We start from the raw sequence: 12,226 nt of genomic DNA on the forward strand, positions 1-12,226 counted from the left end.
GCGATATATTGCAATATTTCGAGTTATTTATCGTTGAATTGTTTATTTGTGTTTTTTAGTTTTGGTCCCAATTCAATTTTGTTGAACTTGTTTTTGCGGTACTTTTTTCTATTAGCATTATATTTGTGAATGATCAATAATAGTTTCGATCGCTCTTCAGTGGTAACCAATTTATAATTTTCACTTTTACAGGCTGTTGTTTGCTACTACATGTAAAACCATAGAAATCAATTAAAATATGAATATTATCGTAAAAATTGCAGGCTCTATTCTGTTCGTCTTTTTATGCGGCTGCAGCGTGCAGCCTGCTGGAAAGCTTAAAAAAGAACAATGGGTATTAGGAGGCTTTGAAAGGCCCAAAGGTGTCAATCCAATTATTGAGCCCGATACGAGTTCCGTATTTTATGATCCAATGCTGAAGAAAGAAATTCGATGGGAGGACAACGACACTTTTAATCCTGCTGCAGTAGTAAGGGGAGATAGTATCTATGTCATTTATCGTGCAGAAGATCGGACAGGAAAAGCTATTGGCCACCGGACCTCCCGATTGGGGTTAGCAGCTAGTGCTGACGGTATTCATTTTGAACGACTGAAAACGCCGATATTCTATCCGGGGCCTGATGAGCAGCAAGATAACGAGTGGCCTGGCGGGACAGAAGATCCTCGGATAGCACAGACTGAGGATGGGCGTTTTGTGCTATTTTATACCCAATGGAACCGAAAGGTACCGCGGCTTGGTGTAGCAATATCCACTGATCTGAAACACTGGACTAAATACGGTCCTATTTTTAAGAACTCGAGAAATAGGCGCACTCTAGTCAATGAACCGCATAAATCGGCTTCTATTGTGACTACATTGAAAGGTAACAAACAGGTTATAGCTAAAATCAATGGGAAATATTGGTTGTACTGGGGAGAACATGGTGTCTATGGCGCCACATCCGATAATTTGATTGACTGGGAACCCGTAACAGATAATAGAGGTACACTGAAAGCCTTCATTTCGCCAAGGGATGGTTACTTTGATAGTTCATTGACAGAGTGCGGTCCTCCAGCAGTTTTGACTGATAAAGGAATTGTATTGCTATACAATGGTAAGAATCATGCTGAGAAAGGGGATGTGCGTTTTAATAAAAATACCTATTCCGCTGGACAGGTTTTGTTTAGTCCACGAGATCCGACAAGCGTATTGGCTCGAATGGATGTTCCGTTTTTACGCCCCATGGAATCTTTCGAAAAAAGTGGACAATATATAGATGGAACGGTTTTTATCGAAGGATTGGTCTTTTTTAAACAAAAATGGTTTTTATATTATGGTTGTGCGGACTCTAAAGTTGCTGTGGCTATTTATGATCCGCGCCATCCAGGACTTATGGATCCTGTGCCTGAACTGTAAAAGGGAAGAAGTTGCCTTTGAAGCTTGTTCGGATGATGGGTAGCTGGTCAAGGAGCATTTGTTTAGTTGGCTGAGAACTTATCAAATTAAAAAAGGCAGATCATTTGATCTGCCTTTTTGGGTAAGTAATCGGGCTCGAACCGACGACCCCTAGAACCACAATCTAGTGCTCTAACCAACTGAGCTATACCTACCGTGATTTTGATGATACAAAAGTACGATTAAACCCTATTCCCTCCAAATATTTGACTGAAAAAAAACAGCGTTTAAAGCCAACTGGGTGAAGATTAGTTTATTAAATTTTAATAAAAAACATCTAAAGGGTTGCATTTTGATAGTGCTATGCATTTGGCTGCTCCAAATTTGTCATTTGTGTCCAATTTTTAATAAAAAAGGCGGTTACTATTAAAGAGACCGCCTTCTTTATTAGAAGGAATACCCTTAAATCATTTCTACACTTCTCTTCACAAAAGATGTCAGATCTGCTCCAGACAATAAACCTCTGGATAAGAGTGCTAAATCAAAAGCTTGTTTTGCCAGTTTTGAACCTTCTTCATCTGATGACGATAAAATTCTTTTGATCAGCGGATGGTTCCCATTGACTGTTACCTTATAATTATCGGGCAATGAACCATAAAAATTCATGCCACCACCTGTCTTGGCCATATCTTTCATTCGACGCATAAATTCATCAATTGTTACCGATACAGGCAGGTCACTTTCATTTAACGCGTCAACTTCAACTTTCATATCTTGGCGCGAAATTGCTTTTTCGAAAACCTCCAGCGCTTTTTTGGATTCTTCTTCTGAAAGGGCCAATTCAACCTTTTCATCTTTTTGGATCAACTTATCGATAACGTCAGCATCTACACGTTTCAGCTGTACCTTATCGCCGCCCTTTTGCTCTAAATAAGCTGCAAAGTGTGTATCCAATGGCCCATCAAGCATCAAAACATCATAACCTTTGTTTAATGCCGTTTGGATAAAGCCATCTTGTTGAGCGGCGTCATGTGTATATAAGTAGATAATGTTACCATCTTTATCTACCTGGATATCTTTGACCTTTTCGTAATACTCTTTAATGGTGAAGCTTTGGTTACCTGTGTTTTTTACTAAACAGAAGTCATTTGCTTTTTCAGCAAATTTCTCATCGCTAAGCATACCGTATTTGATAAATAAACCGATATCCGTCCATTTCTCTTCAAATCCCTTACGGTCGGTCTTAAATATTTCGTTCAATTTGTCAGCCACCTTTTTGGTGATATAACTGTTGATTTTTTTTACGTTACTGTCTGCCTGTAAAAATGAACGGGATACGTTTAACGGAATGTCCGGTGAATCAATTACCCCATGAAGTAACATCAAGAATTCAGGAACAATATCTTTCACCTCGTCGGTGATAAACACTTGTCGAGAATAGAGTTTAATTTTATTACGCTGGATTTCCAGTTCATTTTTAACTTTAGGGAAGTAGAGGATACCTGTCAGGTTGAATGGGTAATCAACATTGAGGTGTATCCAAAACAAAGGTTCATCCATTGAATATGGATAGAGTTCGCGGTAGAAGGCTAGATAATCTTCGTCTTTTAATTCAGACGGTGATTTTGTCCAGGCTGGATTGGTATTATTGATGATATTATCTACCTCTACAGATTTGTATTTTGGTTTTCCTTCTTCGTCTTCACCGTCCTGTTCAGAATTTGTTTTGGTGCCAAAACGGATTGAAACAGGAAGAAATTTAGCATACTTATCTAAAATGTCCTGTAGTCGTGCCTGGCTTAAAAATTCTGTTGATTCTTCATTAATATGTAAGATGACGTCGGTACCACGTGTGGTTCTTGAGCCCGTAGAAATTTCGTAAGATGTACTACCATCGCAAGTCCAATGAGCCGGTTCTGCGCCATCTTGATAGGATAAAGATTGGATTTCTACGGTATCGGCTACCATAAATGCGGAATAGAAGCCTAAACCAAAGCGACCAATGATTTCATTTGCGTCATTTGCCTCCTTGAATTTTTCCATGAACTCTGTTGCTCCTGAGAAAGCGATCTGGTTGATGTATTTTTTTATTTCATCGGCTGTCATACCAATACCATTATCGGAAATAGTGATGGTCTTGGCCGCTTCATCAAATTTTACGTCTACAATCAATTCTCCTGTTTCCCCTTGGTATTGACCCAAAGAAGCCAGACGTTTGATTTTTTGAGAAGCATCAACGGCATTAGATACCAGTTCACGCAAGAAAATTTCATTATCAGAGTATAAGAACTTTTTGATTACGGGAAATATATTCTCCGTGTGAATTGAAATACTACCTTTTTCTGGATTCATAATTTGTATGTCGCTATTTTAATTTTATGATTTGTTTTAAACATACAATCAGTGTTCCAAATCGTCCCTACAGGACATGATGGCAGAAAACCGCCTATTTTGTCATAGGCTCATTCGGTGATTTACGGACTCGTAAAGCAAACTGTCATATAGCGTAAGTCCCTTTCGCTAATTTAGACCTGGGCTCTGTGGGAAGTTGGCGACATGTGCATATTTGGGACCTAATCCAATGATGGCATCCTTCCATAGCAATTCGCCATTACCTTCAAAAATGAGCTGATGGTGGTATTTGTTTTGTACAGCCCAGCTATTTTCTTTGATTTCGCCGTCCAACTGACCGGCAGACCATCCAGAATATCCGATAAAGAATTTTAATTCGTCAGGTTTTATGCTATCGGTTTGTATGGCTTCAATAAGCTTTTCTTCATCGCCTCCAAAATAGATTCCAGGAGCCACTTCCTCGCCACTTAGCAGTAAATCAAAACGGCTATGTACAAAAAAAAGACTTTCCTGAGCCACAGGACCACCGACGTAGATGGGGAAATTGCAATTCGGTATAGATTCCAATAATTGGCCTATGCGAACATTGGTTTGATTATTTAGGACAAATCCGAGGGAACCCTCTGTATTGTATTCACATAACAATATCACGGATCTGAGGAATCTAGGGTCTAGCATAAATGGCTCGGAAATCAATAGACTTCCTTTTTGTGGGTTTAGTTCGGTAAACATATAGCGCGAATTTTAATTATTTATTGAATTTAATCTTTTTTATTTAATCTATGCGAGATTTGTGCCAAAATTGAGATTTTGTCAATTTCTACTAACTTTATAGAGAAAAAGCAATGATTTTAGTAAGTTTGTGGGATATAAAACAGGTTTCTATGTCCATTCAACATAAAGATATTGCAGCAATCAGACAGGATTACGTATTAGGTAGCCTATCTGAATCGGATGTGGATCGTAATCCAGTCCACCAGTTTAAAAAATGGTTTGATGAGGCTATTCACAGCGAGGTAATCGAGCCTAATGCCATGGTGCTTTCAACGGTGTCATCCGATCAATTACCTTCCTCGCGAGTTGTTTTATTGAAGGACATTGTAGCTGAAGGACTGGTCTTTTTTACAAATTATGAAAGCCGTAAAGGGGAAGACATGAAAGTGAATCCGCATGTTGCCATGTTGTTTTTTTGGCCTGAATTACAAAGGCAGGTCCGAATTGAAGGTGTTATTGATTTTGTAAGTGAGGCCGATTCCGATGAATATTTCCAATCGCGCCCAAAAGCAAGCCGTATCGGTGCACTAGCATCCCCGCAGAGCCATGAAATCCCCAACCGTAGTTTTTTGGAAAACAGGGTGGAAGCACTCGAAAACCAATACAATGGAAGCGATTCTGTACCGAGACCGTCACATTGGGGTGGCTATCTGTTGAAACCGATTTATTTTGAGTTTTGGCAGGGGCGTGCAAGCCGGCTACATGATCGCATAGTCTATAAAAAGGTGTCGGATTCCTGGAAGATTACGCGTATAGCTCCATAAATATGACATTTGACGAAATTAAATCGATGCTTGTTTCCAAATTTGGAACTCAACTTATTCTTAAAGAAGATCGCAATGGGCTGCAGCCTGCACTATTTATAGATAAAGCAGATATTGTAGCCGTTTGTTTATTCCTCCGGGATACAGAAAGCTTATATTTTGATTTTTTAAGCAACCTTACTGCAGTGGATTATCAAACGCATTTTACCATTGTCTACCATTTAAATTCCTTGCCGTATCAACACAGTTTGGTCTTAAAAGTTGAGTTGTCTGGTCATCGTTCGCTGGATGAACTACCGGAGATTCCTTCGCTTACTTCGGTGTGGCGCACGGCAGACTGGCATGAGCGCGAAGCATTTGACCTGATGGGGATTTATTTTGAGGGACATCCGGACCTTAGAAGGATTTTGCTGCCTGACGATTGGGAGGGCTATCCTTTACGGAAGGATTATGAGGAAGCGGAGAAATATCATGGCATTCATATTAATTGATAGAAATGGCGAATCCAAAATATAAAGAGGCATTACTGCGCTATGAAAAACACCTTACAGAGATCTCAAGTCAGGAAATGGTGTTGAATATGGGACCTCAGCACCCTTCGACACATGGTGTGCTTCGGTTACAACTGATTACAGACGGAGAGATCGTGAAAGAGGTTGTTCCACATTTGGGTTATCTGCATCGTTGTTTCGATAAGCATGCTGAATCGTTGAATTATGCAAAAACAATTCCTTTTACTGATCGCTTGGACTATTTGGCTTCGATGAACAATAGCCATGCTTTCGTTATGGGAGTTGAACGTATGCTTGGCCTTGACAGCAAAATACCTAAAAGAATAGAGTACATTCGGGTTTTGGTCTGTGAACTCAACCGAATAGCATCCCACCTGATTGCTATTGGTACATATGGTATTGATATCGGTGCCACAACGCCATTTTTGTGGTGTTTTCGGGATCGTGAACATATCATGAATATGTTGGAATGGGCCTCAGGTTCCAGGATGCTGTACAACTATATCTGGGTAGGCGGGTTATTTTATGATTTGCCCGTTGGCTTTGAAGAGCGCTGTACAGAATTTATCACGTATTTCAAACCTAAATTGGTCGAACTGGATGAGATATTGACACAGAACCAAATATTTATTTCCCGTACGGCTAAAATAGGTGTACTTCCTGCTGATGTTGCTATAAATTATGGTGTATCGGGACCTATGCTGCGTGCTTCGGGAATAAAATGGGATTTGAGACGCATAGATGGTTATTCTATCTACCCAGAAATTGATTTCGAGATACCTGTGGGAAAAGGTGAAATGGGGGTAATCGGTGATTGCTGGGATCGTTATAAAGTTAGGGTGGACGAGGTCAAGGAATCGGTTCGCATTATCGAGCAATGCCTTGAACGACTACAGAAAGACTTTAAACGTACGGCCGAATTTGATCCGCGCGCTTTGGTCCCGAAGAAAGTGAATCTGAAAGCTCAGGACTACTATGTTCGTGCTGAAAATCCGAAAGGAGAATTAGGGTTTTATTTTGTCACAAAAGATAAATCAGATATCCCGTTGCGGGTCAAGTCAAGGGGCCCAAGCTTTAATAACCTTTCCGTGATTTCAGAACTTGGAAAAGGGGTGCTGATTGCTGATTTAATTGCGATCCTAGGATCGATTGATATCGTTTTGGGGGAGGTTGATCGTTAGACTGCGGTAGTGTGCATGTTTTATAAACGATTTAGCAAAATAAAATAGAGATTGTATTGAAAATGTTGCATAAAAACGCAATTAAATTTGTAATTGAAAGCAATTTTCATCATATTTGCAGTCTCATAATTTAAGTTTATAATTGGTTAATGAAAGCTCGTTACTCCCAAAGTAACGGGCTTCTCTTTTTTATAGTGTGCAATCTATTGATGCTGTGTATTTATGATACTGGTGTGTTGGTTTGAGCTTGAAGGGTTTACTGCTTTTTCTCGCGAGTATTGTTGATTATCCTGTAGATTTCATCGAATTCCTGTACTAGAATTTAACGTAAATGATTACCTTTACTGGTCTTAAATATAAAAAAGTGACGGATAGTTTAGTTATCATTCCAACATATAATGAAAAGGAAAATATTGAAAAAATCATTCGCAAAGTTTTTTCCTTATCACACGCATTTGATATTCTAATTGTAGACGATGGTTCGCCCGATGGGACGGCTACAATCATCAAGAATTTACAGGTTAATGAATTTTCTGGCCGTTTGTTTATCGAAGAGCGAATCGGGAAGCTGGGTTTAGGAACAGCGTATATCCATGGATTTAAATGGGCGCTATCCCGCGAACATTACCGCTATATTTTCGAAATGGATGCAGATTTCAGCCACAATCCAGAGGATTTACTTCGTTTACGGCAGGCTTGTGCGGATGGTGCAGACATGAGCATAGGTTCGCGTTATATCAAGGGCGTGAATGTTGTCAATTGGCCGATGAGCCGTGTGTTGATGTCCTATTTTGCTTCAGTATATGTTCGTTTTATAACGGGAATAAATATCCAGGATGCTACCGCAGGATTTGTTTGTTTCACGAGGGAAGTCCTGAGGACAATCCCACTCGAAAAGATTAAGTTTGTAGGGTATGCTTTCCAGATTGAAATGAAATTCACCGCCATAAAATATGGCTTTGATGTAGTCGAAGTACCCATTATATTCACAGATCGGACCGAAGGCACATCAAAGATGAGCACAAGTATCTTTAAGGAAGCTTTTTTTGGAGTTATCCAATTGAAATTAGGAAGTATCGGAAAGCGGTACAAGAGAAATTAAAAGATCGCTACAATGAACGAGAATTTAGATCCAAATCCAGAGCGTCTGAGCAACACAGATCGTGATATTGAACGGGCATTGCGGCCTCAGGCTTTTGAAGATTTTACAGGTCAGGCTAAAATATTAGAGAACCTCAATATTTTTGTGAAGGCAGCCAGGCTGAGAGGCGAGGCGCTGGATCACGTTTTGCTACATGGCCCCCCAGGCTTAGGAAAGACGACCTTATCCCATATCATTGCTAATGAGATGGGTGTTGGCATTAAAATTACTTCGGGACCTGTATTGGATAAACCGGGTGATCTTGCAGGATTATTGACAAATCTCGAAGAAGGGGATGTCTTGTTTATCGATGAGATCCACCGTTTAAGCCCTTTAGTAGAAGAATATCTCTATTCGGCAATGGAAGATTTTAAAATCGACATTATGCTGGAAACAGGACCGAATGCACGGTCCGTGCAGATCTCCCTTAATCCGTTTACCCTAATCGGGGCAACAACGCGCTCAGGACTTTTGACAGCCCCTTTGCGTGCACGCTTTGGAATTAATTCGCGCCTACAATATTATGATGCGAAACTCCTGACAACTATCGTGTTGCGTTCGGCACATATCTTAAACACACCGATTTCTGATGAAGGTGCCTATGAGATTGCACGAAGGAGCAGAGGTACACCCCGGATAGCCAATGCTTTACTGCGCCGTACACGGGATTTTGCACAGATAAAGGGTAACGGAAGCATCGATAAAGAAATAGCGAAATATGCTTTGCACGCGCTTAATGTGGATGAAAATGGTTTAGACGAGATGGACAACAAAATCTTAACGACTATTATAGACAAATTTAAAGGTGGACCTGTCGGTTTAAAAACTGTAGCCACAGCAGTTGGGGAGGATGAAGGTACGATTGAGGAAGTCTACGAACCCTTTCTGATTCAAGAAGGATACATTATGCGGACCTCGCGGGGGCGCGAATGTACCGAGGCTGCTTATAAGCATTTGGGCCGTGTCAATCACTCGAAAGGAAATACATTGTTTTAATCGCGAATAGAAACGATACTTTAACTTTTCTGCTGAATAATTTTATTGGTCCGGCTCATTAGGGCTGGACTAGGTTTTGTTCGTTGAAAATAGTTTATCTGAGCCTGTAACTCCTCATGTATCCAAGGGTACTTTTTTCGTAGGTTATTTAAGATGTCCAGGCAGTTGACCAATACAGCGACAGGACATGCAGGTTCGATCATCCATTGGAAGGAATGCTCGATAATTTCTTCTTCTATCTCATTTTGAAGTGTATATTCTTTATTTTTTTTAGACGTTAAAAATAATAGAATTTTAGTATAGCTTCTAAGACAACTCCAGTTTTTTTGTTTTTTTAAATTGTTCAAGAATTGCGGGAGAACAGATTTTAGCAACGCTGTATTCTTTAAAACGATGGTTTCAAATACCCATGCGGCGCGAAAGGCAACCTTTTTATCCTTCTCTAAGGAGATGTTCAGCAGATCAGCCAGGGTTATTCCTTGGAGCATCTCCAAAGAAAAATCCGTTACCTCGAAAGATCTCAAGGTAACGGATAAAAATGCTAATTTTTCATTGTAGGTCATGTAACCGTTATTTTTGTGGCTTTTCTCGATTTATTTCAGTCATGTCAACTTCGTTCATCTTGGAATCACCCAACAGATATTGGCTAAAGTAATCGCCCATTTTCCAGAAGAAATACTCCGTCATATCGCCAAAGCCATGTCTTTGTCCAGGTAATAGCAGGAAATCAAATCTTTTGTTAGCCTTGATCAATGCGTCTACCATGCGAATTGAATTTGCCGGGTGCACATTGTTGTCAATATCTCCGGTAGCGATAAGTAGTCTGCCTTTTAGGTTTTTTGCGAGCTCTGTATTTTTATTGATTTGGTAGGAGAATGTTGTATCGCCTTTAGCGGATACTTTTTCTGTCACTCCATGATGACGCTCACTCCACCAGCGGTTGTAAATCTGATTTTCATGGTTTCCGGCGCCAGACACCGCAACTTTAAAGAAGTCAGGGTAAACAAGCATCGCCGCTGTAGACATAAAACCACCGCCGGAGTGACCAGTTATACCAACGCGGTTAATGTCGATGTATTTATAACGATCTGCGAGCTGTTCCGCCGCTACTTTTTTATCTTCCAAACCATAATCGCGCAGATTGCCATATCCATAGGTATGATACCATTGCGAACGTGAAGGATGTCCACCACGGTTACCAACTGTGATGACGATAAAGCCAAACTGCGCTAGCCTGTCGATTCTGTCCATGCTTCTTCCAAAGGATTTATTGACAGCTTCGGTTTGAGGCCCAGGGTATACATATTCCACAATTGGATAAGTTCTGGTACTGTCAAAGTCAAATGGTTTGTACATGACCCCATAGAGATCCGTGGTGCCATCCCCAGCTTTCACTTTAAAAGGTTCTGGAAATTTGTAACCTGCAGCAAATAGCAAGGATAGGTCAGCTTTTTCCAGTGTCATTATTTTCTGTCCATTGCTATTGTATAAGACGGATTCAGGAGTCGTGTTTACTCTGGAGGAATTATTGACAAAATATCGGGAAGATTCGCTCACTTCCACTTGGTGGTCAAAGTTTCCTGGATTCAATAATTTAATTCCGGAACCATTTGTATTTACACTGTACTGATGTAGATAATAGGGGTCTTCGTTTTTCTCACGTCCCGATGCTGTAAAGTATAATGTTCCGGAAGCAGGGTCAAAGCCGGTAATTTCCTCCGTATGAAAAGCTCCTTTTGTAATTTGATTAATCAATTTTCCATTTGTGTCGTAGAGGTAGTAGTGGCCCCAGCCATCTCTTTCCGACCAATGAACTAATTGCTTCTTGTTTTCGATCAGGAATGGTTTTTGAATATCCAGATATACATTGGAACGCTCCTGGATAATATTGTTTACCGTACCATTTATATTGACCTTTAGGAGATCAATTCGTTTCAGGTCGCGGCTAGAGCGTGAAATGTAAAACTCTTCGTTATTGCCCAGCCAATAGTTGGTAAAATAATCCTCTTTATAAGAATTTTTATCCGGGGTTTTTGTCCAGGTAGAGACGGTCTGATTTTTAAACGCAGCTATATTGATGCGGCGTGGAGTTTTTGCTGCCGCGTCGAAGATATATAGTTCAGTTTCTGTCGAATCGACTTCGCCTGGCATTTGGTATTTATAAGTTTCAAGTGTCGGCCGGGATGAGCCAACATTATTGATTACCCATAAGGGCTTTAGAGAACGGTTGTCCTTTCTGGTCAAGGTAAAATAACGTCCATCCGGAGACCAGCTGATCCATACCCGCTTGCGTTTAGTATCGTTGTCTTTATCTTTTTCCTCACCCGTAGTTGTGCTATATTCATCACCGCCCCAAGCATAATATTGCACCCCGTCTTTTGTTATCTGGTGCTCAACAATGGTGCTGTCTTTTTCATCCTTTACCGCTTTAAGATAGTTGGATTTGTCCATCCAATACAAGTTGTAATCTTTCGCAAAATAGACTGTATTGGTGTCAGGCGAGAATGTCGCCCAACCCAATGGCGGTTTTACCTTTGTCGAGTCGCTGATTTCTACCACAGACTGTGCTGCTAAGTCATATTCCAGATAAAATAGTTTCTTTTTGGTGGTATCGGACTTATTCTTGAGCTTTTGTATTTCATCTTTGGATTTCACCGTATCTTTGGTGCTCTGAATCTGAAACCTCAATTTTTTCTCATCTTTGGTAAATCGAAGGCCCTGTAATTCCAAATGTTATGCATCTACAGGATTTTTAACGATTTTAGTAATTTGTGCGGCGAGGTTGTCGTTATTGAAAAGAAGTTCTTTCTTTTTCAGCGCAGGGTTTACAATGTACCAGTTTCTTCCCTGTGGACTTGCGTAATCATACCAAAAGCGATCGGAAAAATTGATCCAATTTGGTTTGATGCTGGTCGAAAAAATCATTTTCTTTAATTTTTCAGGGGAGAATTTTGCAGCCAGCTGATAATTTGACTTTATAGGGGCTTCCTTCGCCTGTTGTGCAGTGCTAACATAGGGCAATAAGCTCGCCGCTAGGATTAAGTAGTACTTATGCATTAATAATATAGATAATTGTATAATAATGGTTCTGAACGTAAAAATATCTATTATTAGGTTCTTTTGCGAATGAT

11 protein-coding genes and 1 tRNA gene are annotated in these 12,226 nt (G+C 40.2%); 6 read left to right on the forward strand and 6 right to left on the reverse strand.

From position 1 onward, the window contains the following. Window positions 1-238 precede the first annotated feature (238 nt). Complete coding sequence (locus B3E92_RS06765) at window positions 239-1,396, forward strand: glycoside hydrolase family 130 protein (protein ID WP_286751863.1); 1,158 nt, start codon at window positions 239-241, stop codon at window positions 1,394-1,396. A 120-nt stretch (window positions 1,397-1,516) separates the two neighbouring features. Here the strand turns inward: B3E92_RS06765 and B3E92_RS06770 are convergent. The 3 genes from B3E92_RS06770 to B3E92_RS06780 all read right to left on the reverse strand — a co-directional run bounded on the left by B3E92_RS06770 (window position 1,517) and on the right by B3E92_RS06780 (window position 4,459). Then, window positions 1,517-1,590, reverse strand: a tRNA-His gene (locus B3E92_RS06770). 247 nt (window positions 1,591-1,837) lie between these two features. Further along, on the reverse strand, window positions 1,838-3,727 hold the full coding sequence (gene htpG / locus B3E92_RS06775; RefSeq protein WP_286751864.1) for a molecular chaperone HtpG: 1,890 nt from the start codon (window positions 3,725-3,727) through the stop codon (window positions 1,838-1,840). A 168-nt stretch (window positions 3,728-3,895) separates the two neighbouring features. Next, window positions 3,896-4,459 (reverse strand): YqgE/AlgH family protein, encoded by a 564-nt coding sequence (locus tag B3E92_RS06780; protein ID WP_201639210.1) that lies wholly within the window; start codon window positions 4,457-4,459, stop codon window positions 3,896-3,898. 152 nt (window positions 4,460-4,611) lie between these two features. Here B3E92_RS06780 and pdxH point away from each other — a divergent pair, with 152 nt between their 5' ends. From pdxH to ruvB, 5 genes are all read left to right on the forward strand, one after another. Further along, window positions 4,612-5,265 (forward strand): pyridoxamine 5'-phosphate oxidase, encoded by a 654-nt coding sequence (gene pdxH, locus B3E92_RS06785; protein ID WP_112374839.1) that lies wholly within the window; start codon window positions 4,612-4,614, stop codon window positions 5,263-5,265. Window positions 5,266-5,267: 2 nt separating this feature from the next. Then, window positions 5,268-5,756 carry an NADH-quinone oxidoreductase subunit C gene (locus B3E92_RS06790; protein ID WP_201639208.1) on the forward strand — a complete coding sequence of 163 codons (489 nt, stop codon included), beginning with the start codon at window positions 5,268-5,270 and terminating at the stop codon, window positions 5,754-5,756. 5 nt (window positions 5,757-5,761) lie between these two features. Further along, the gene (locus B3E92_RS06795; protein WP_376752073.1) at window positions 5,762-6,958 is read left to right on the forward strand and encodes an NADH-quinone oxidoreductase subunit D; all 1,197 of its coding nucleotides are present in this window, start codon (window positions 5,762-5,764) and stop codon (window positions 6,956-6,958) included. Window positions 6,959-7,322: 364 nt separating this feature from the next. Further along, on the forward strand, window positions 7,323-8,060 hold the full coding sequence (locus tag B3E92_RS06800) for a polyprenol monophosphomannose synthase (protein ID WP_070564553.1): 738 nt from the start codon (window positions 7,323-7,325) through the stop codon (window positions 8,058-8,060). 12 nt (window positions 8,061-8,072) lie between these two features. Next, entirely contained in the window at window positions 8,073-9,095 is a 1,023-nt protein-coding gene (ruvB, locus tag B3E92_RS06805) for a Holliday junction branch migration DNA helicase RuvB (protein WP_046673408.1), read from the forward strand. 20 nt (window positions 9,096-9,115) lie between these two features. Here ruvB and B3E92_RS06810 read toward each other — a convergent pair whose 3' ends face one another. From B3E92_RS06810 to B3E92_RS06820, 3 genes are read right to left on the reverse strand one after another with little or no spacing between them, the layout of a single operon-like run. Continuing rightward, window positions 9,116-9,658 (reverse strand): hypothetical protein, encoded by a 543-nt coding sequence (locus tag B3E92_RS06810; RefSeq protein ID WP_286895925.1) that lies wholly within the window; start codon window positions 9,656-9,658, stop codon window positions 9,116-9,118. A 7-nt stretch (window positions 9,659-9,665) separates the two neighbouring features. Further along, entirely contained in the window at window positions 9,666-11,825 is a 2,160-nt protein-coding gene (locus B3E92_RS06815) for a S9 family peptidase (protein WP_286895926.1), read from the reverse strand. Window positions 11,826-11,828: 3 nt separating this feature from the next. Beyond that, complete coding sequence (locus tag B3E92_RS06820) at window positions 11,829-12,152, reverse strand: hypothetical protein (RefSeq protein ID WP_286895927.1); 324 nt, start codon at window positions 12,150-12,152, stop codon at window positions 11,829-11,831. Window positions 12,153-12,226: the final 74 nt, after the last annotated feature.

The sequence above is a fragment of the Sphingobacterium sp. UBA6317 genome (genome assembly GCF_002440385.1).
Taxonomy (GTDB): Bacteria; Bacteroidota; Bacteroidia; order Sphingobacteriales; family Sphingobacteriaceae; genus Sphingobacterium; species Sphingobacterium multivorum.